Origin of the sequence: Cyanobium usitatum str. Tous (genome assembly GCF_003011885.1) — a bacterium.
GTDB classification, from domain to species: domain Bacteria; phylum Cyanobacteriota; class Cyanobacteriia; order PCC-6307; family Cyanobiaceae; genus Cyanobium_A; species Cyanobium_A usitatum.
In genome coordinates this window covers 159,607-178,705 of record NZ_PXXO01000003.1, presented here as the reverse complement: position 1 = coordinate 178,705, position 19,099 = coordinate 159,607, and the positions used below count along the sequence as shown (strand labels likewise).

Genomic DNA, 19,099 nt, shown 5'->3' with positions numbered 1-19,099 from the left:
GGAGGAAGCAAAGCTGGCTTGAGCTTGGGCGACCGAGTGTTGAACCCAGCCTAAAAACAAAAAAGTGACTGCCGAAGGCCTATTTGTCATTAGGGAGACTTGTCGTTGGGGAGACTGGGCATTCGGGAGATGCCCGTGATTCCGCACCTCAACTAAGCCCGACGCCATGCCCCTGCTGCCCCGCCGCTTTGAGCGGCTCAAGGCCGTGCTCAATCGCCGCATGGGTGATCTCACCGTGGTGCTTGAGCACGTGGACAAGCCCCACAACCTCTCGGCGATCCTGCGCAGCTGCGATGCAGTAGGGGTGCTGGAGGCCCATGTGGTGAGCCTGGCGGGCCGCACGCCCACCTTCAATTGCACCTCTAAGGGCAGCGAAAAGTGGGTGCCGCTGCATCGCCATAGCGACGGTGCCAGCGTGGCCCTGCTGCGCCAACTCAAAGACCAGGGCTTTCGGCTCTATGGCACCCACCTGTCGGTGGAAGCGGTGGACTACCGCCAGTGCGACTTCACCGGCCCAAGCGCCCTGGTGCTGGGGGCCGAGAAGTGGGGGTTAAGCGCTGAAGCGGCGGCATTGGTAGATCAGCCGATCGTGATCCCGATGCACGGCATGGTGCAGTCACTGAATGTGAGCGTGGCCTGCGCCACGCTGCTGTTTGAGGCGCTGCGTCAGCGGCAGGTGGCCGGGGTGCTGCCCAGCCACGGCGAAGGGGTGCCGGCGGGGCGCTACGAGAGCCTGCTGTTTGAGTGGGCCTATCCGGAGGTGGCGGCCTGGTGCCAGCGCGAAGGCCGCCCCTACCCAGCCCTTGATAGCGAGGGGGCCATCAGCGAAACCATGCCCCGCACGATCAAGCTGCGCTACTGATGCTCGGCTACTGATATCTGCGGGCACTGGGCAGCCACAGGGCCAGGCCGAGGGCAAGCAGCTCCAGGAAAATCTGGCGGCCGCCGAGCAGCACCACCGCCAGAGCAACGGCGGCGAGAAACTTTTGGAACAGGCTCCAAACGTCGTCGTCATTGGCGTTGCCGCTGCACCAAAGCGCCGCAGCAGCAGAGAGCAGAAGCAGATCCAACCACCAGGGCATGGCTATCCACAGGGTGACGGGGTGCTTCCATTGTGGGCCTCTCTTCGCAGGCCGTGTCCCCTAGCCCTGCCAGCTTGCAGATTCCGGCTTCGATCGGGGAGGTGGTCGACAAGATCACGATCCTGGAGCTCAAGGCCGCGCGGCTCAGCGGCGAGCGGCTGGCGAACGTGGAGCGGGAGCAGCAACTGCTGATGGCTTGCCTGGAGGCAGCGGGCCTGGCGGTGGCAGACGACCTCTTTGACGCCCTGCGCGAGATCAACGCCAAGCTCTGGGCCATAGAAGATGACATCCGCGCCCTTGAGGCCAAACAGGAATTCGGCGACACTTTCGTCGCCCTGGCGCGGGCCGTTTATTTCACCAATGACGAACGGGCCGCGGTGAAACGCGCCATCAACGAGCTCCACGATTCAGCGATTGTGGAAGAGAAGCTCTACGCCAGCTATGGCGATGGGGAACAAGCGGGCAAACGCCTAATTCCCGTGCAAAATGGCTAGTAAAACTCCATTTTGGCTGCGTATATGGCGGCAGTGCGGCGATTTTTGCAGCCACCTCCTGGCAGCTTCTTCCTTTTTGGCCCACGCGGCACCGGCAAGTCGACCTGGCTGGCACAGGTGTTTCCCGAAGCCCTGCGGCTGGATCTGCTGGCACCGGATGTGCTGAGGGCCTACCAGGCCCGGCCGGAGCGGCTGGCCGAATTAATCGCTGCCGCTGGCAAGACAGCGCACACGGTGGTGATCGACGAAATCCAGAAAGCCCCCCAATTGCTCGATGTGGTGCATGCCCTGGTGGAGCAGCGGCGTGATCTGCGTTTTGTGCTCACTGGTTCAAGTGCTCGCAAGCTGCGCCACGGGGCTGCCAACCTGCTCGGCGGGCGGCTGGTGGCAGTGCACATGGGGCCCTTCATGGCTGCTGAGCTCGGCGACTGTTTTGATCTGATGCGGGCCCAGACCAACGGACTAGTGCCCCTCGTATGGCAGGCAGTGGACCCCCAGGCCACCCTGGCGGCCTATGCCTCGCTGTATCTGCAGGAAGAGGTGCAGGCAGAAGCCCTGGTGCGTCAGATCGGCGATTTCGCAAGGTTTTTAGAAGTGATCAGCTTTTCGCAGGGCTCATTACTAAACCTGGCAAACCTGGCCCGGGAAGCCGAAATACCCCGCAAAAGGGCTGAAAGCTATCTGGGGATTCTTGAGGATCTGTTGATCAGCTTTCGGCTGCCGGTGTTTCAACGGCGGGCCCAGCGGCAGCTGGTGCAGCACCAGAAGTTTTTCTGCTTCGATGCCGGAGTTTTTCGCTCCCTCAGGCCCCGCGGCCCGCTTGATGCACCGGAAGAGATTGGCGGCATCGCTCTGGAATCACTGGTGGCACAGCACCTGCGGGCGCTCTGCCAGCTGCGAGCAGGAGGGGCCCAACTCAGCTTCTGGCGCACCCGATCTGGACTGGAGGTGGATTTCGTTGTGTATGGCCCAGGCCTATTTATGGCCATCGAGGTGAAACACAGCAGTCGCATCGATCGGAGCGACCTCAAGGCGCTGCGGGCCTTCGGCGAGGACTACCCGGAAGCAGAGCGCTTGCTGCTCTCCTTTTGCCCAGAACCGCTGCTGATCGATGGCATTCGCTGTGAACCGCTGGAAGCCTGGTTGAGGCAACTGCGCCCCTGAAGGAGCCAAGCTTCTGCTCTGGGCTTCAGGATCTGGACTTCAGGATCTGGACTTCAAGATCCAGTCCGCTGAGCGTTGCCACCACTGAGCCAGGTCTCGAGGCCCTCGCCTAAAAACGAGAGCCCCAGCACCAGCACAAACATGGCCAGGCCCGGGTAGAGGGCGGTCCACCAGATGCCGGTGGGCACGGCGGTGAGGGCCTGCTGCAGGTCGCCGCCCCACTCGGGGATGGTTTCGGGCAGGCCCAGGCCCAGAAAGCCGAGGCCACCGAGCACCAGCACGGCATCGGCGGCGTTGAGGGTGAGCAGCACCGGCACCGAGGTGATCACGTTGCGCAGCAGGTAGCGGCGCAGGATCCAGATCGGGCCGGCGCCAAGCGACTGAGCCGCCTCCACAAACAACTCGGCCTTCACCTGGGCGGTTTGGTTGCGCACCACCCGGAAGTATTGGGGGATGTAGACGACGCAAAGGGCGGCGGCGGCATTGGGCAGGCCTCGGCCCAGCAGGAAGGCCAGCACCACCGAGAGCAGCAGCACCGGCAGGGTGTAGAGGGTGTCCATCAGCAGCACCAGCACCCGATCCACCCAGCCGCCCAGGTAGCCGCTCACCATGCCAAGCGGCACACCGATCAGCAGGGCGATCACCAGGGCCAGCAGCACCACCTGCAGGGCCACGCCACTGCCGGCCAGGGTGCGCACGCACACGTCGCGGCCCAAACGATCGGTGCCGCACCAGTGGCTCAGCGAGGGCTGGGCGTAGATCGGATTTTGCAGGCCGGAGTTGGGATCGGCCAGCCAGCCGGCATGCACCAGCAGCGGCGTGAGCAGGGCCACCAAGGCGTAGACCACCACGATCACCAACCCCCAGCGGGCCATGCGGGCCGAGAGGCTGGGGGCGCGGCGTAGCGATAGGAGCATGGCGCGACCTTACGCAGCTAGGCGGCGGGCGGCAACAGGCACAGATCCAACAACACGTTGGTGTCAACCAGGGAAGCAGGCACGCTGCTGGTCCTCCGCCGCCAGGGTGGTGTGCTCGAGCTCCCAAAGCTCCTGCAGCGAGGGAATTTGCGGCGCCACAGCGGGATCGCGGCGGAACATCGGCAGGCCATCGGCCTGACTCATCAGCGTGTCTGTCAGATCGATGGTGGTTTTCACGGCGGACCACCTCAGTAGCCAACAAAGCCAGCTTATTGGCATGCCAGTAACCATGCCCAGCGGGCCATGCGAGCCGAAAGGCTTCCTTACCGTAAGGAGAGCTCCGCGCTAGAGTGAGATCTGGATAAAACGATGGCAAGTGCCATGGAAGTGGCAACCCTTACGGCCAAGGGGCAAGTGACCGTACCCAAGGCGGTGCGTGAAGCCTTGGGGCTGCGGCAGGGGGATCAACTCAGCTGGGAGATGGAGGATGGCTCGGTCCGCGTGCGGGCAATTGCTCCGCTCGACCTGGCCTACCTACGAAGCCTCGATGCCAGCCTGCAGGAGTGGAGCAGCCCAGCGGATGAGGAAGCCTTCGCAGGGCTATGAAGCCGTTTGAACGTCATTCGCTGGTTCTGGTGCCGTTCCCCTTCACGGATCGCGCCACCCAGAAGCGGCGCCCGGCGGTGGTGCTGTCGTCACCCGACTTCCAGCGCGCCTCAGGCCACGTGCTGCTGGCAATGGTGACGTCAGCCAAGCAATCAGCGTGGCCCCTCGATTGGAGGATCCAACACCACCAGGACGCTGGCCTGCCCCAGCCCTGCCTGGTGCGCTTCAAGGTGTTCACGCTGGATGAACGCCTGATCCTGAATACCCTGGGACACCTGGCCCCGCCCGATCGCGATGGGGTCGCAGCCCAGCTGCACCAACTGGTGGACTGAGAAGGACGCTGACGATTGCGGCTAGCGTTGAATTCCGACCTGCACCCAGCAGCGTGATCAGCCAGCAGCAACGAAATGGGTTTCCGCTGCTGCCCCTGCAACCCAGCGGAGGCCCCGTCGATCTTGAGCTAATCAAAAGCCTGCGGGAAGACGGGGTGCTGGCCAGCCTCGAGCTGATTGCCACAGACACCTCAGGCGGTAGCCGCCAATCCGGTCAATCGTTCGATCCCATCGCAGCATTGGCAGGATTCAGCGCCAGGAATGGCAGGCCTTGCCCCTGATCGAACTGACCAGCAGCTGGGCGCCCCCTAACCTCTGCCAATGCCCAGCCACCGCCTACTGATCGTCGACGACGACCCGGAGCTGCGGGTCTTTCTGCGCACCGAGCTGGAGATCGAGGGCTACGAGTGCACGGAGGCGGCCAGCGGCCAGCAGGCGCTCGGGCTGATTCGCGCCGAATCCTGGGACCTGCTGCTGCTGGATTGGACCCTGCCGGATTTCAGCGGTGTGGAGATCTGCCGGCGCTTGCGGGGCAGCGACGACCAAACCCCGGTGCTGATGCTCACCGCCCACGATGACGTGCGCGAACGGGTGGAGGCCCTTGATGCCGGCGCCGACGACTACCTCACCAAACCCTTTTCAATCGAGGAGCTGCTGGCCCGGGTGCGGGCACGGCTGCGCAGCGCCAGCAAACCCAGCAGCGAGCCTGAAACACTGGGATTGGCAGATTTGCAGCTCACCCCGGCCAGCCGGGAGGTGAGTCGCGGCGGCGAAAGCATCAGCCTCACCGGCCGGGAATTTGAGCTGTTGCACCTATTACTGCGCCAGCCCAATCAGGTTCATAGCCGCCAAGAGATCCTCAACGCGGTGTGGGGCGACCAGTGGGTAGGCGACGACAACGTGCTCGATGTGTATATCCGGGCGCTGCGCCGCAAGCTGGAGCGAGAAGGGCGGCCAACCCTGATTCAGACGGTCCGCGGCGTTGGCTTCATGCTGAAGGAGGCTCCGCCAAAGGCTTGAGCAGCGCGCTCAGCCAATCAGATCCTGTGCCCAAGCCGGGAGGGGATCTTGGTGGCGTTGCTCAAGGCCAGCAATGATCGTAGCTACAGGCAAAAACGGATAATCGGCAGAGGAATTATCAACAAGACGCACTTGATCGCAAAGGGGCAGTGAGGCTTTGACGTTAATCAACAGACGGCTAATCACCTTTTCAGCCGGAACGTGATGACCACCCTCTGAGATTCTCTGGACGATCCGTGCCTGATTTAGGGAGGCGTTGCTGAGATGAATCAGCACCAAGATCACCTCGTAACCCAGTGCCTTGGCGCGGGCAACAAAATCGACCTTTGAAGGATGGGAATAGACCGTTTCAAAGCAAAAGCTGAAACCTCTCAGCAGCAATAATTCGCGCTGCTGCTCAGCCAGTAGGGCCGCCTCAAGCCCATGGGCTTCCGGGGTATCTGGCGCTATGAGTTTGGCGAGGTTGTCGGCATTCACAAAGGGAAGACCCAGGGGCTCCAGGAAGAGCCGATGAAAGGTGCTCTTGCCGGCGCCATTGCCGCCCACCAGCAACCAGAGCTGTTTGCCAGAAACGACGCGCTCGCTCAACCCGGCTCCGGCTCACAGGGAATAAAGATGCCATTGCAAAAGCTGCCGGTGCTGCGGCTGCCATCTGCTGCAATGCGCTCCAGCGCTCCGGGCTGGCTGGCAGAAGCCTGGTAGCGGACGGCGGCATGACTCACCAAGTCGGGCAGCTCCCCGCTCTGCCTTGCCCTTTCAATGGCAGCGAATACCGCTTCTGGCGCCACGGGCTGAGCCACAACCGGCTCCACATGCAGCCGCGCCAGCCCAGCTTGCACATCCAGCAGGCTGTCGGGGTCAACAAAGCGAGAAACCTGCCGGCCGAGCGCTGCCCAGTATTCGATCTGTTCGGCGGCGCTGCGATGGTGCCGGGCACCTGCCTGGGTGGCGCTTTGCATCAGCTCCTCCTGCAGGCGCACCGGGGAAGGGGATTTCGCCATGGCCCAGCTCACCCAAAGAACACTTTTGATCGTAGCAATCTGCTACGCGCTGACCACCGCCAAAGGTCTAGCCAGGGGTAGATGCAGCTGAAAATCAGCGCCGCCGCCGGGGGCATCAGCCACCTGCACCGAGCCACCCATCGCCTCCATCAAAAGCCTCACCACAGCAAGGCCGATGCCACTGCCGCGGTTGCTGGAATTGATGGAGGCGCTGCCGCGGGCGAAACGTTCAAAGATCGCCTCGCGCTCGCCAGCTTCCACACCGGGGCCTTGGTCACACACATGCAGCACCAGGGAATCGCCCTGCTGATCGGCGGCAAGGCTGACCGGCCGCGGCGTGGGGCTGTAGTGGAGGGCATTTTCGATCAAGGCTGCCAGGCACTGCTGCAACCGCTCCGGATCCCCAATCGCCACTGGCAACTCCGCCGCTGGCGTGTCTAGGTGCAAGCGCCAGCCGCTGCTGGGGGCCAGGCGCTCATAGGCCTGCACCATGGCCTCATCAACCACGATCGGCAGCCGCCGCAGCTGCAGGCGGCCGGAATCCTGGCGGGCCAGATCGAGCAGGTCGCTCATCAGGCTGGCCATGCGCTGGGCCTCCTGCTCAATCAGCCGCAGGGAGGGGGCGGTGGCTGCCAGGCCCGGCTGGCGCAGCAGGCGCTGGGCGTGGCCGGAGATCAGGGTGATCGGCGTGCGCAGCTCATGGGCCACGCCATCTACAAAGGAGCGCTGCCGCTCCCAGGAAACCGATAGGCGCTGCTGCAGATTGTTGAAGGCAAGGGCGATGGGCTGCAGCTCCTCGGGCTGCTCGGCCACGGGGATCTGGTCCCATGCCAGCGACGACGCCTGGGTGGCGGAGAGCTGGGTGGTGAATTCCTGCAGAGGCTGCACCAGGCCGCGCTGCAACACCAGCCGCAGCAAGCCACTGGTGAACAGACTGGAAACCCCGGCCGCCACCACCAGCAGCCAGAAGGCCATGCTCTCCTGCTGCACTGAGGCGGTGACATTTTGCTCCACGACCAGGGTGAAGTTGGAGCCGTCTGCGAGCTGGAGAGGCTGGGCACTGCTGAGCCAGCCCTGGGCGCCGCGCTGCTGCAATACAGGGCTGTCTGCCTTGGCGGAGGCAACGCTCAGCAATTGCAACCGCAGGCTGGGCAACAACGCCTGGCGCAGCAGCGGCTCCAATTGGTTGGCATTGGGAGCCCTAGCCCGAAGCTCAACCACCAGATCAGACACCAGCCGCTCATAGGCCAGGCGGCGCTGAAGGCCAGCCATGCCCTGGTTGAACAGCAATAGCAGGCTGTAGCCCGCCAGAACCGCCAGCAACGAGGTGGACTGCAGCCAGAGCCGCAGTGGCGAGATACGCATCAAAGCCGGCTTGCACCAGAAAGGCGTAATGACGGCATTCTCAGCCAATTTTCAGAAAATGCTCAGATCATCGCCCTTTTCAAACCCAGCCCGACCACACAAATTGGTATTAGTTCATTTCCTAGGGCCCGCAAGCCCTCACCCCATGGCCTCTCGCCTGAGCTCCAACCACCTGCTGATTTCGGCCCTCGCCAAGCGCCAACGCTCGAAGAATCCCCTGCAAGCGGGCTTCACGCTGGTGGAACTGCTGATCGTTGTAATCATCATTGGCATCCTGTCGGCCATCGCCATTCCTGCATTTCTGAACCAACAGGACAAAGCGCGAGCCAGAGCTTCAGAGTCATCCAGCATGGGCGCAGCTCGCGCTTGCGCAGCACTTCAAGTCAATGCTGAGCATGCGTCTTACGTATCACCACCTGGCGTAACTGGGACCTGCGAACCATCCGGAACTGCGGCAACATTTACTACCGCTGATACAAATTTGACCACGAATGCCATAGCTACGATTGCAACTACTGGCCAGGTATCCTTAACTACTCCAGCAGCACCATAGAGCTACCTCAATTCGGTCAGGGCTTTGCCTTTCCCATCCATCTAACTAATAATTCAAATTGATGCATCCCCGCTGATCAAGATCTAAAAACCGATTACTTTTAATCTCTTCCGCGGGCAAGCACCATGAAAGAGATTTTTTATTAGATACGGTGCCTCAAAACCGCTTACTTCTACGAGCAAGGGGGGGGGCTTGCGCAGCCAGCTTCAGGACCCAGCAGGCCCCTGCGGCAACATTATTCATTTGGCCCTTGGGCATCGCCAGTGGTGGCCTGGGTTGGGTTGTCACCAGCGTGGTCTGTCTAGTTTTGTACGGTCTGTACAGAATTAGGGAGGGTTTTCAGCGCCCCTCCCACCCCCTGGCCGGTTTTCAACCACCCCGCCGCTCCAGCAGGCGGAAGGGGTCGTAGGCCGCGCTGATGCCAAGCTCCTCCGCAAATTCCAGCACCCGGCACCAGGCGCGGTCCTGGCGCACGATTCCCCGCAGGATCACCGGAGCGGTGCTTCGCTCTAGGGTCATCTCAAACAGGGGCCAGCCCACCGAGGCCTGCACCGCATCGTCTTGAAAGCGCGGCACCACATCAAGGGCACCCACCAGGATGCGGCGATTGCTGGCATCCCACTGGAAGGGCAATTCATAGCGCTCCAGCAGGGCGGTGGCCAAGGCCCAGCTGCTGCCATTGGCATCGATCTCGGTGGCCAGCGGCAAGCCGCGAGCCTCCATGCTGTCGGCACGCCGGAACTGCAGGGGCGCTGGCCCCGAAGCGGCCTCAACACTCAGGAGCTGACGCACCCGCTCGCGCAGCTGCTCGCCGCCGGTAGGCGGGCCGCCCTTCTCCAACTGCAGCAGATCCCAGCGTTCACCAGTGCCGCCCCAGATCACCGGCCCGTAGTTGTCGTGCATCACGCGGCCGTCGCGGTTGGCGGCAGCCTCGGCGTGGGTCATCACGCGCTTAACGCTGATCTGATCGGCACTCCAGCCCCAGCTGCGGGCTACGGCAGCGGCCTCCTGGCAGAGGGCTTCGAGCTGGGGCTTGGCGGGCGGGATGCTCCAAGGATCAGGCCGGCCGCCCATGCAGGCACAGCTGAGAGCCACTGCATTGGTGTTACGCCGCCAGGTGTGGGCGGGCAGGTCGGCGCCATAGCTGTGCAGGCGATGCACCTGGCCATCGCCGCCGATAATCGAGTGGTAGAGGCCGCTGCGCACCCAGTTGTAGGGGGTGGCCGTCCAGTGCAGGTAAATGGTGGCAGACATCACCGGTAAACCAGGCTTCAGGCGGCTTCCTTAATTTGCCCCAATGGCCACCGGCAAGCGGGAGCTAAGCCGCCCCCCATCGGCCCAGGCCTGCGCCAATTCCAGCTGCAGCACCCCCGCACCAGACGGCTGGGCCCGGAAGCCATCGCTTGCCGCCAGCGCATCGAGCACCACCCGGTTTTGGGCTGCGCCGCTGCCCAGCTCGCCATGCAGGCCATAGGCCGGGCCGCAGCGCATCAGCACCTTGCCCCGCCAGATCGGTTCAGCCGGCTTACCCAATGAATAGGTGATCGGGCCAGAGGCAGTATCCAGATGCAGCACCACGCTGCGGCCCGCCAGGTTGCAGGCCGGCGCCAGCCCGGCGGGATCAGCCATGCCCCGCGCATGGAGCAAATCACCGCGCACCAGCTCCATAGTGCGCTGGGCCACGGCCCGCTCCCGCAGCAGCCGGCCAAAGCGCTGGCTCGTGGCCCCCTCCGCCACCAGCACCTGCAGGATCACGCCACTGAGGCCGCAACCAATCGCCAAAGCCAGCAGCAACTCCACCAGCGAAAACCCTTGCTCCCCTTTCACAACGCCTCCTCGGCCCGGCAGGCGCTGCTGCTGGGCGAATCGCCCTGCCCCCCCTCGTAGCGGCCCAGCCGCACCACCCCTAGCGGCAGCGACATCACCAAACAACGGCGCAGCTCCGTGCCCGCTGCGCTGATCACCACCGTGCCGCCATCCAGCACCAAACCGTTGCTGCTGAAACGCAAGGCCCCAGGCAAGTTGGAGCCGATAGCAACATTGGGCTCTAACTCAACATCAGCCACGCCGCAGCCGGGCAGGCTGCCACCACTGGGCTGGCGCCAGCCACTGGGGCCCAGCTCGAGCGCACAGGGCTGGCCCAGGCTCTGGGCTTGGCGGCGCGCCTGCTCTAAGCCCCAACCCAGCCGCCGGCTGGTGGTTTCCACCCGCATCCGCGCCAGGCTGCGCTGGCCGCCGTCTATGGCCAGGCTGGCCAGCAAGCCCAGCACGCTCACCGTCACCAGCAGCTCGGGCAGACTGAAGCCTGAGTCAGGTCGTTGCATCGCCCTGCTCCGGGGGTTGGGCACCGCACAGCCCATAGGCCGCCGGGCTGAGCCAGCGCTGGCGCTCCAGGCCATTGGCGTCGCTAACCGCCACCCGCACCAGGGCTCCGGGCTCGGCGCTCACCTGGCGCACGAGGCCCTCGCCACTGGGCATGCTTTGCAAATGGGCCGCAAGCCAGCTGCTAGCAGCCGTGCAATCAGCGGCAATCGCTGTGCCGGCCAGGGCCGTGAGCTGGGCCTGGCTAGCCAGGAGCGCTGCCTCCAGCTTGGCCGCCTGCTGCTGCTGCGCTTCCGCCTGGCGCGCCCAGCTGGCGCTACTCGACCACAACTGCAAGGAGCAACTCGACGAGGTCACAAACATCGCCGAAGCCACCATCGCTTCCACCAAGTTCATGGCGCCACCCCATTGCTGGTGCGGCCACGCAAACCCAGCTCCCGCACTGCCAGCAGCTGCTGGCTGCCGGGGCCTTCAGGGGTAAGGGTGCGGGACAGCTCCAGGCCATAGGCCGCCCGCAGGGCACGGGGCTGCTCCGCCGTGGGCTCGAGCTCCAAGGTGGCGGCAGCTCGGCCCCGCTGCAGGCCACCGGCCGCAAGGGCGCCATCCCAATGGGGGCCGTCAAAAGCCACCAAGCTGTAGGCCACCGGGCCCACCTGGCCGGTTTGGCCCACGACGGGGGTAGCTGGCGCCGCCAGCAGGTGCTGGGCCGCCGACATCAACCGATCTTCCGCCTGCCGCAACCGCTGGCCGGTCTGCACCTGGCTGCGGGCCTGCAGCGCCGCCGCCTGCAGCGAAACGCTACTGAGCACAAGCAGCAGCGAGGCTGTGGCAGAGAGGGGCAGCAGAAAACCAGCCGCCATGGGAGGAGGGCTAGCTAAGGAACGGGGAAACCGGGCCATGGGGCACCTGGCGCACAACGACCCGATCAGTGTTCCCACGGGCAGCAAAATCCTTGAAATTGCTATTGGCTCTGCTGCTGCTCACGGCAGTTGTTCTGGCAGTTGTTCTAGCAGTTGTGCTGGTAGTTGCTGATGCGCGCCAAAGTGATGCTGGAGCGGCGGCGCCATTTCATTGAGCCGCTTTGCGGTGCTGTTTATTGAAATCGATAAGTTCAAAGCGATCGCCTTTAGCCACAGCGCAGCCATTGGTGCTGGCACCTAGGGCTGTTGACGCACAAGCACTGTCGAAGACTTCCTCAAAACCGGATCCACATGGAGATCGTGGCCATCGGCCTTTCTGTCCGCACTCTCAAGGAGTTTGTACAGCTGTACAAACTCCTTGAGCAGTTTGAAAACAATCCCGACCGGATCCTGTCGCTGGTTGAGGGGCTTCCTGCTGACGCCGCCGATTACACCTTTTCAGCACCAGCACTGAAAGAGCGCGAATATCGACTCGACACTCGATGATGTGATCGCCCCTATCTTGGTGAGACGCTTTCCAATCCGATCTATCCCGGAGGTATGCGCCATGGGCGGCATCACCGCCCAGATCGAAGCCCTTGCGGAAGCCCTGCTCGATTTTCAGGGACATGACGACCTGGCCGCATGGTTCGCTGCGCTCTCCTGAATTCCGTACAGCCTGTACAGATTTCAGGAGACAAAGTTTTTAAGACCCATCCCCGCCAGAAATCACCCCAATCACCAGCGCCCTACTGGTTCAGCTTGAGCACGGCCATGAAGGCTTCTTGGGGCACGTCGACTTTGCCCATTGCCTTCATGCGCTTTTTGCCCTTGGCTTGCTTTTGGAGCAGCTTTTTCTTGCGGGAGATGTCACCGCCATAGCATTTGGCAAGCACATCTTTACGCATGGCGCTGATGCTTTCGGAGGCAATGATGCGGCTACCGATTGATGCTTGGATTGGAATCTTGAACTGCTGGCGGGGGATCAGCTCCTTGAGTTTCTCCACCAAACCCTTGCCCACGTTGTAGGCCTTATCGCGGTGCACGATGGTGGTGAGGGGATCGGCCTTTTCAGCATTGATCAATACATCAAGACGCACCAACTCATTTTTGCGGTAGCCGATCAGGCTGTATTCCATTGAGGCGTAGCCCTTGGTGCGCGACTTCATCTGGTCAAAGAAGTCTGTAACCACCTCCGCCAGCGGCATCTCGTAGTGGAGGGTTACCCGATCGGTGGTGATGTATTTCATGTCGATGAATTCACCGCGCCGCTCTTGGCACAGCTCCATCAAGGCGCCGTTGTAGATATTCGGGGTATAGATTTCGAGCTTCACATAGGGCTCTTCTATGGATTCACGCTTTTGCGGGTCTGGCAGGGTGGCTGGGTTATCAACCATCATGACGGTGTTATCAAGCATGTTCACCTGATAAATTACCGAAGGCGCAGTAACGATCAAATCAAGGTTGTATTCCCGTTCTAGCCGCTCCTGCACGATCTCCATGTGCAGCAAGCCAAGGAAGCCACAACGGAAACCAAAACCCATGGCGCTGCTGGTTTCGGGCTCATATTTGAGCGCTGCGTCAGAGAGCTGCAGCTTGTCTAGGGCTTCGCGCAGATCAGGGTATTGGTCAGCGTCGGTGGGGAAAAGGCCGCAGAACACCATGGGCTTGGCCTCGGTGTAACCGGGCAGCGGCTCAGCGGCAGGATTGGATGCCAGCGTGATGGTGTCTCCAACGCGGGCATCGGCCACGGCCTTGATCGAAGCGGCCATGTAACCCACCTCGCCGGCATGAAGTGAATCCACCTGGCGCTGATCGGGCGCCATCACGCCCACCTCATCCAGTTCCACCACCTTGCCGCTGGCCATCAGCAGCACCTTGTCGCGCTTGCTGATCGAGCCGGAGATCACGCGGAAATACACGATCACGCCCCGGTAGGCGTCGTAGTAGGAGTCGAATATCAGGGCCCGCAGCGGCTCAGCCACTTTGTCGGCGGGAGCCGGCACCCGATCCACCACAGCCTGGAGGATTGCGGGCACTCCGAGCCCTGTTTTGGCCGAGCAATGGATTGCATTGGAGCAGTCGAGCCCGATGATTGCCTCAATTTCTTCAGCGATGCGGTCTGCATCAGCACCAGGCAGATCGATCTTGTTGAGAACAGGAATGATCTCAAGATTATTTTCAAGGGCCAGGTAGACATTGGCCAGGGTTTGGGCTTCCACTCCCTGGCTGGCATCCACCACCAGCAGGGCGCCTTCACAAGCCTGCAATGAACGGCTTACCTCATAGGAGAAGTCGACATGACCAGGGGTATCAATCAGGTTGAGGATGTAGACCTCGCCATCGGCCGCGGTGTATTCCATGCGGGCTGGCTGGAGCTTGATGGTGATGCCGCGTTCGCGCTCCAGCTCCATGTTGTCGAGAAACTGCGCCTGCATGTCGCGAGCCGCAACGGTACCGGTGTCCTGCAGGAGCCGGTCGGCCAGGGTGGATTTCCCGTGGTCGATGTGGGCAATGATGCAGAAATTACGGATCCGCTGAACGGGAACGTCGGTCATCGCGCCGGCGGAGGCTTCATGGGTGCTGCTGCCAGCCTAGGAGACGGCAGCCTGGTTCGAAACGACAAGCTGGCCTACCACTCAAGGGATCGCCTCCATCTGCTGGCAGTGGAATCGAAAAGTTATAAGATTGCTGAAATTAGTTTTTGATTGCCCTATATCAATGAATCATCCGTACCTTCCCAACCCACTAGGCCGAGACGATAGCCGGCTAGTGGATCGGGAAGAGGGCCTAAACCTGCTGTTTGCCGCAGCCCAGGATGTGGCAAGGGAGGAGGGCAAGCTGGCTGATGGCATGTACGGCTCCCTGGAGCATTCACGCATCAGTTCGACCAGCTTCACGCTGATGAGTGCCAGCGGCCAGTTGATTGCGCGAGTTTCCCTGGCTAAGGCAAGGGAGGTGATCGGTATGCGGCGTCAGATTGCGCGGGATATGACCCGTAAGGCAAAGCTTGAGATCACGCCCTATGCCAACGACCAATCAAATAAACGTAATTTCCGCAATCTCCCCGAGGAAATCCGGGCGCTTGCCTGGGCGATCAGCACTGGCCGTAGGTTCCCAGCTAAGGGCTACCACAGGCGCGACATCTGGATCGGCCTGCTGCTTTTGATCCCAGGCATCATCCCAGGGGTGCTGTATCTGGGCTGGATCGCGCGGAAGCGCAGGCGCTATGAAAAAAGCCTAAAAGAGCTGGTAACTCGCTGGCGCACCAACGGACGGAAGGACCCGGCGGCAAACCTATTCGCCCATTTCCACCTGGACTAAGCCAGGCGCAGGCCCAGCCGTCCTAAGCTGAAATGCCATACAGGCTGGCCCAAATGAGCAGTGAAACCACCACAGCAGCCCCCGGCCAAGATCCCCACGCCCTGACGCTGGAAAACGTGGAGCGCACCCTCGATGAGCTGCGCCCCTACCTAATGGCCGACGGCGGCAACGTAGAAGTAGTGGAAATCGACGGCCCGATCGTGAAGGTGCGCCTGCAGGGCGCCTGCGGCAGCTGCCCCAGCAGCACCATGACCCTGAAGATGGGCATCGAGCGCAAGCTGCGCGAGGCAATTCCAGAGGTGTCAGAGGTGGTGCAGGTGTTGTAAGAAGCACAGCTGTTCGACGATTATTCGTCAAACGATGAGACGGAAGACACAAAGCCGATTAGGCTAGAAACAAGGTTGGAGCGAAGTGATGCCAAGATTCTTACTACCCCCACCAAAAAAAAGTAAGCATAAATACGCAATTAGCTTATTTTACAATCTCTGTTTCAGCCATCGAGCCAATAGCGAGGAAGGAGCCACTGTTGCAATCGCCCTTGTTGTGGCACTGGCAGTTATCGCAGGCACAGCAATTGTTGCGCAACGTTCCTTTGATGGCCTCCTAGGCTCTGTTTTCCAAGGCCGCGCGAAAGATGCACGATTAACAGCCGAGGCCGGAACTGCATTCATTATTAGCGAATGGAATCGGCCAGTAAACAGACGCTTATACACAGGCTTGTCCATGGGAAGCTGGCCAACAGCAAGAAATCGCTGCACCGCTCCTTCACCGGACTTTGACATTGCCAGCGCACCATATCCCACGGAGGCTGCTACTAGTTTCGCCAATGGGAACGAAGTGACCCTCCCAGGAGGGGGTTCATTTTCAAGACGATTCGTACTCATTAGCGCAACTTTCACGCCAGGCTCGACTGCCGGCAGAGGAACTCCGTTTACCGTTACGGGCAATCCTGTGGCTTCAACCGGCACCTCCCCGGCCATTTCGGAGACAAATGCACGCGGATTTTTAGAATTAGTTGTTGAAGGCAGGGTTTATGGGGCTAGCCAAAGTCCAGTTGCCACAAGCAGGATCACCAGAGAATTCATTGTTGAGCCAAAGTGCTGCAATAGATCTTTTGGAGGAGTTATTATCAACACTCCCGATCTTGGCAATGATTTTCGTTCATGCCCAGGGCAAAGCGATCTTCCGATTGGGGATCTGCCTATCGTCACAGGCATAGGAGGCGGAAGAGGGCTACTTGGCGGAGGAACTGGTGCATTATTGATTACAGACCAGACCGGAACAAAGCTGAATTCAATTACCTGCGTTCGCCCATCAACAAGTACCAGTACAACGTGCGACGCCCGCACTAATGATCTCCGTACGTCGCAAGGGCCTATTGACTATGAGATTAAACCGATATCACTCCCTAACCCTCCCTCCATTTCGGATGCACGGGCTAGCTTTTGCGGAGCCACCTCCCCTTGCACCATTCTAAACGGCGCTGGATTAAATATTACCTCCGCAACAACGATTAATAGCAATGCTGCGAATACCACCAATTGTCATCGCGGATCGTACCCTCCAGGATCCGACGAGGCCTACCACTGCATCGTCACATCAATCGACCTCAATGGCAGCAGTCGCATTCTAACTATAGACACGACAGATAGCCCTGTATATCTTTATCTCCAACAGAACAATCAAAACATCACTCTACGCGGAAATGGAAATAATGCAGGAAGCATAATTCACCTAAACAACGCATCAATAGCCCCCATCTCGCTCACGAATAGGCTCCAAATCAGGGGTATCCCAGTGCCCAGCAATAGTGCATGCACATCCTCCCAAGCATTTAGCCTCGGAGGCAACTCCGGCTCGGCCATGTTTGTCTGGGCGCCATGCGCAAACACAACTATGAATGGCACGACAGACTTTAGCGGAATCCTATGGACCAATGAACTTACACTTGGCGGAAATAGCACACTCAAATTAGCCACACCTTCAAATCCTGGTACATGCGTGCCCGGGTCATCCGCAGTTCCTTGTAGCGTCCTTGAAGATACAGGCAATTTAAATCCATCTTCCAAGCCAATAGACTGGGCCGCAAGGTCCATTAACTTTACTCGTTTCTTTTAGGGGCTTATGCTTTCTCTGCCCAATCATGCCTATTTTAAAGATTCAGAGTTCTCCAAGCCAGATTATCAGTTTCTTGAATCAAGGGGATTTTCTCTCGTCGAAGTCCTCGTCTCTATCGTCATCCTTGGAGTCTTGGGTGCCGGAGTTGCAACAATTCTGACTGGAGGGAATACGGCCCTGATTGGAACGAGAAGCACTAATCAGCTTGAAGAAGCAGTTGATCAAGACCTCGCAAGAATCAAAGACGTTGCGTTTAGGATGACATGCTGTTCTGGCTCTTGCACTACCGATTCTGGCAGAACATCACCATGCTCCATTGACCCCTCGAGCAACACATATTATATTCCAGGAAAGCAAAACTATTATTTCCCAAGCTCTACTCTCGACACAGGTGAGACTGCTATCACTGCATTTACAACCAAATGCAACAACGGGAGACTGGTGGAAGAGTTAGTTTCACTGATCGGGAATGCGAGCCTCCCCTCTGGAATTTCGCGTACATTTAATACCTCTCAAGCCGCAAGTCATCGCCTTACTGTTGTATACAGTGGAGCCACTGCCTCTCGTTCTTACACGCTTGTGCCAACCTTGGCTGCGTGGTGTCCATGATCATCAAGCGCAACTCATCCGGTTCTGGTTTCTCTCTAGCAGAGATCCTAATTACTGTAGTAATACTAGGAATCCTGTCCACTATTGCGGTGAATGTTTCAGCTAGCGAGGCGGATCGAGCAAAAGTTAATGCAGCCCAAATTGCATTAGCCGGGTGGCTACAACTTGTACAGAGATCAGCGCTCCTTCAAAAGTCTCTTCAAGCAAACCAGGGTGGCTGCACAGTAAACTTTACCAGTGCATTCACCAATCAAGGCAATGGCACGCAGATTGCAAGTGTTTCTCCTGCCGCCTGTGCTCCCAACTCAAGTATTTTACTCGACATACCGAATCTTGGAAGCTCAAGCCTGTCGGCTTCCTTCACTGCTCAATCCATTATCTTTACGCCAAGGGGCACAATATCCTCCGACGCCGAGAGTCCGATCACCGAAATTAGATTCTTAATTAGCAGGTCTTCACTCCTCAGATGCATTCGCATCAGCGGATTGGTTGGCGTTATAGAAATTGGTAGCAGAGGTTCCGGCTCAACCTTGACCGACGAGTGCTCAGACTACACCCGCATCTAAGACCAATGAACCTAGCTCCTTCTAAACACCTCATTAAATTTTCCCTAGGCCAGTTCAAGAGAAATACAAATTCAGAGGGGCTTACCTTGGCTGAGTTGCTGGTTGCAGCATCACTAATTCCAATTATAATTCTACTAGCCTCTCAAATATTTACTTCTCAGGTCAACAGCGAGCGGTCCCTTCTTGCTGCCCAATCAAGCGAAAACTTGCGCAGTAGACTCTCGTTTTTAATCGAGAGCGACATATCAGATGGAGAAGAAATTCTGGCGTCAAGCGACGTCAGATGCCCCGCGGTTACGGACAAGGTTTTTTCAATCAGATCCCCATTTCTGAGCTCGGGTCTTCTCCAGTATGCGTGCATTACTTATGCCCAGTCAGGCGGAAATCTCTCAAGAATTGGGCCCCCAATCCTCCGCAATGGATCTCTAAACTTTCAGGCCGCTTCACTATCTCAACAAGTCGCCACTGGCGTAAGTGTCACCAATGTAGAAATAAGTTCGTCCCGCGTCAGTATCAATTTCAACCTCACCATTCCAGGCTTCTTGGGCAGGCCCTCTCGAACATTTGCACTCGCTTATGGCACGAAGAATTTTAGAGTTGGAACCTAAAAGCCGGACCATTGTTCAACCTTGATGATGATGCAGCCCTTAAGATTTTCAATGGTTCTAACATCACCATCAAGCTACGTAAGATGGGGGCTCGCCAAGGGTTCATGTTTTTCTATCTT

At 59.6% G+C, this 19,099-nt stretch carries 27 protein-coding genes; 14 read left to right on the top strand and 13 right to left on the bottom strand.

The window, feature by feature from the left end; all coding sequences use genetic code 11:
- The first annotated feature begins 166 nt into the window (after window positions 1-166).
- Window positions 167-862: a TrmH family RNA methyltransferase gene (locus tag C7K55_RS04195; protein WP_106502156.1), complete on the top strand. Its 696-nt coding sequence runs from the start codon at window positions 167-169 to the stop codon at window positions 860-862.
- Between the two features lie 7 nt (window positions 863-869).
- Here the strand turns inward: C7K55_RS04195 and C7K55_RS04190 are convergent, their stop codons facing one another.
- A complete protein-coding gene (locus C7K55_RS04190; protein WP_106502155.1) occupies window positions 870-1,082 on the bottom strand; it encodes a hypothetical protein in 213 nt (70 codons plus the stop codon).
- A gap of 53 nt (window positions 1,083-1,135) precedes the next feature.
- On the opposite strand from C7K55_RS04190, the gene C7K55_RS04185 reads away from it, so the two are divergent.
- Together C7K55_RS04185 and C7K55_RS04180 are read left to right on the top strand one after the other, a co-directional pair.
- Entirely contained in the window at window positions 1,136-1,576 is a 441-nt protein-coding gene (locus tag C7K55_RS04185) for a DUF6165 family protein (protein ID WP_106502194.1), read from the top strand.
- Between the two features lie 45 nt (window positions 1,577-1,621).
- A complete protein-coding gene (locus tag C7K55_RS04180; RefSeq protein WP_241518160.1) occupies window positions 1,622-2,740 on the top strand; it encodes an ATP-binding protein in 1,119 nt (372 codons plus the stop codon).
- 53 nt (window positions 2,741-2,793) lie between these two features.
- Here C7K55_RS04180 and C7K55_RS04175 read toward each other — a convergent pair whose 3' ends face one another.
- Window positions 2,794-3,657 carry an ABC transporter permease gene (locus tag C7K55_RS04175; protein ID WP_106502153.1) on the bottom strand — a complete coding sequence of 288 codons (864 nt, stop codon included), beginning with the start codon at window positions 3,655-3,657 and terminating at the stop codon, window positions 2,794-2,796.
- A 63-nt stretch (window positions 3,658-3,720) separates the two neighbouring features.
- On the bottom strand, window positions 3,721-3,894 hold the full coding sequence (locus C7K55_RS13540; RefSeq protein ID WP_161956118.1) for a hypothetical protein: 174 nt from the start codon (window positions 3,892-3,894) through the stop codon (window positions 3,721-3,723).
- Window positions 3,895-4,038: 144 nt separating this feature from the next.
- On the opposite strand from C7K55_RS13540, the gene C7K55_RS04170 reads away from it, so the two are divergent.
- The 4 genes from C7K55_RS04170 to C7K55_RS04155 are packed head-to-tail and all read left to right on the top strand — an operon-like array spanning window position 4,039 to window position 5,615.
- Entirely contained in the window at window positions 4,039-4,263 is a 225-nt protein-coding gene (locus C7K55_RS04170) for an AbrB/MazE/SpoVT family DNA-binding domain-containing protein (protein WP_106502152.1), read from the top strand.
- Complete coding sequence (locus C7K55_RS04165; protein WP_106502151.1) at window positions 4,260-4,595, top strand: type II toxin-antitoxin system PemK/MazF family toxin; 336 nt, start codon at window positions 4,260-4,262, stop codon at window positions 4,593-4,595. The genes C7K55_RS04170 and C7K55_RS04165 overlap by 4 nt, the downstream gene beginning before the upstream one ends.
- A 53-nt stretch (window positions 4,596-4,648) precedes the next feature.
- Window positions 4,649-4,876 (top strand): hypothetical protein, encoded by a 228-nt coding sequence (locus C7K55_RS04160; RefSeq protein ID WP_106502150.1) that lies wholly within the window; start codon window positions 4,649-4,651, stop codon window positions 4,874-4,876.
- A 40-nt stretch (window positions 4,877-4,916) separates the two neighbouring features.
- Window positions 4,917-5,615, top strand: coding sequence for a response regulator transcription factor (locus C7K55_RS04155; RefSeq protein ID WP_106502149.1), 699 nt, complete (start codon window positions 4,917-4,919; stop codon window positions 5,613-5,615).
- Window positions 5,616-5,624: 9 nt separating this feature from the next.
- Here the strand turns inward: C7K55_RS04155 and C7K55_RS04150 are convergent, their stop codons facing one another.
- The 3 genes from C7K55_RS04150 to C7K55_RS04140 are packed head-to-tail and all read right to left on the bottom strand — an operon-like array spanning window position 5,625 to window position 7,981.
- Window positions 5,625-6,167, bottom strand: coding sequence for an ATPase (locus tag C7K55_RS04150; RefSeq protein ID WP_254969500.1), 543 nt, complete (start codon window positions 6,165-6,167; stop codon window positions 5,625-5,627).
- Between the two features lie 32 nt (window positions 6,168-6,199).
- Entirely contained in the window at window positions 6,200-6,616 is a 417-nt protein-coding gene (locus tag C7K55_RS04145; RefSeq protein ID WP_106502192.1) for a TA system antitoxin ParD family protein, read from the bottom strand.
- 42 nt (window positions 6,617-6,658) lie between these two features.
- Window positions 6,659-7,981, bottom strand: a complete 1,323-nt coding sequence (locus C7K55_RS04140; RefSeq protein ID WP_106502148.1) for a sensor histidine kinase — start codon at window positions 7,979-7,981, stop codon at window positions 6,659-6,661.
- 145 nt (window positions 7,982-8,126) lie between these two features.
- Between C7K55_RS04140 and C7K55_RS14120 the strand changes: the two genes are divergently transcribed.
- Window positions 8,127-8,534, top strand: a complete 408-nt coding sequence (locus tag C7K55_RS14120; RefSeq protein WP_106502147.1) for a prepilin-type N-terminal cleavage/methylation domain-containing protein — start codon at window positions 8,127-8,129, stop codon at window positions 8,532-8,534.
- Between the two features lie 369 nt (window positions 8,535-8,903).
- Here C7K55_RS14120 and C7K55_RS04130 read toward each other — a convergent pair whose 3' ends face one another.
- The 6 genes from C7K55_RS04130 to C7K55_RS13535 form a co-directional block, all read right to left on the bottom strand.
- Window positions 8,904-9,788, bottom strand: a complete 885-nt coding sequence (locus tag C7K55_RS04130; protein ID WP_106502146.1) for a peptidoglycan recognition protein family protein — start codon at window positions 9,786-9,788, stop codon at window positions 8,904-8,906.
- A gap of 30 nt (window positions 9,789-9,818) precedes the next feature.
- Entirely contained in the window at window positions 9,819-10,361 is a 543-nt protein-coding gene (locus C7K55_RS04125; protein ID WP_161956117.1) for a PulJ/GspJ family protein, read from the bottom strand.
- Entirely contained in the window at window positions 10,358-10,858 is a 501-nt protein-coding gene (locus tag C7K55_RS04120; RefSeq protein WP_106502144.1) for a GspH/FimT family pseudopilin, read from the bottom strand. Before C7K55_RS04120 ends, C7K55_RS04125 begins: the two co-directional genes overlap by 4 nt.
- Entirely contained in the window at window positions 10,845-11,252 is a 408-nt protein-coding gene (locus C7K55_RS04115) for a hypothetical protein (RefSeq protein WP_106502143.1), read from the bottom strand. Before C7K55_RS04115 ends, C7K55_RS04120 begins: the two co-directional genes overlap by 14 nt.
- The gene (locus tag C7K55_RS04110; protein WP_127431980.1) at window positions 11,249-11,755 is read right to left on the bottom strand and encodes a hypothetical protein; all 507 of its coding nucleotides are present in this window, start codon (window positions 11,753-11,755) and stop codon (window positions 11,249-11,251) included. The genes C7K55_RS04115 and C7K55_RS04110 overlap by 4 nt, the downstream gene beginning before the upstream one ends.
- An 81-nt stretch (window positions 11,756-11,836) precedes the next feature.
- Complete coding sequence (locus C7K55_RS13535; RefSeq protein WP_161956116.1) at window positions 11,837-12,001, bottom strand: hypothetical protein; 165 nt, start codon at window positions 11,999-12,001, stop codon at window positions 11,837-11,839.
- A gap of 66 nt (window positions 12,002-12,067) precedes the next feature.
- Between C7K55_RS13535 and C7K55_RS04105 the strand changes: the two genes are divergently transcribed.
- Both C7K55_RS04105 and C7K55_RS13155 read left to right on the top strand, forming a co-directional pair.
- Window positions 12,068-12,262: a hypothetical protein gene (locus C7K55_RS04105; protein WP_106502141.1), complete on the top strand. Its 195-nt coding sequence runs from the start codon at window positions 12,068-12,070 to the stop codon at window positions 12,260-12,262.
- 19 nt (window positions 12,263-12,281) lie between these two features.
- A complete protein-coding gene (locus tag C7K55_RS13155) occupies window positions 12,282-12,422 on the top strand; it encodes a DUF4351 domain-containing protein (RefSeq protein ID WP_153062446.1) in 141 nt (46 codons plus the stop codon).
- Between the two features lie 82 nt (window positions 12,423-12,504).
- Here C7K55_RS13155 and lepA read toward each other — a convergent pair whose 3' ends face one another.
- Window positions 12,505-14,313 (bottom strand): translation elongation factor 4, encoded by a 1,809-nt coding sequence (gene lepA, locus C7K55_RS04100; protein WP_106502140.1) that lies wholly within the window; start codon window positions 14,311-14,313, stop codon window positions 12,505-12,507.
- 295 nt (window positions 14,314-14,608) lie between these two features.
- Here lepA and C7K55_RS04095 point away from each other — a divergent pair, with 295 nt between their 5' ends.
- The 4 genes from C7K55_RS04095 (at window position 14,609) to C7K55_RS04080 (ending at window position 18,372) form a co-directional block, all read left to right on the top strand.
- Window positions 14,609-15,079 (top strand): hypothetical protein, encoded by a 471-nt coding sequence (locus C7K55_RS04095; protein ID WP_127431979.1) that lies wholly within the window; start codon window positions 14,609-14,611, stop codon window positions 15,077-15,079.
- A gap of 53 nt (window positions 15,080-15,132) precedes the next feature.
- Window positions 15,133-15,405, top strand: a complete 273-nt coding sequence (locus tag C7K55_RS04090) for a NifU family protein (RefSeq protein ID WP_106502191.1) — start codon at window positions 15,133-15,135, stop codon at window positions 15,403-15,405.
- Between the two features lie 1,798 nt (window positions 15,406-17,203).
- Window positions 17,204-17,806 carry a type II secretion system protein gene (locus C7K55_RS14215; protein ID WP_106502138.1) on the top strand — a complete coding sequence of 201 codons (603 nt, stop codon included), beginning with the start codon at window positions 17,204-17,206 and terminating at the stop codon, window positions 17,804-17,806.
- A complete protein-coding gene (locus C7K55_RS04080; protein ID WP_106502137.1) occupies window positions 17,803-18,372 on the top strand; it encodes a type IV pilin protein in 570 nt (189 codons plus the stop codon). The genes C7K55_RS14215 and C7K55_RS04080 overlap by 4 nt, the downstream gene beginning before the upstream one ends.
- Window positions 18,373-19,099: the final 727 nt, after the last annotated feature.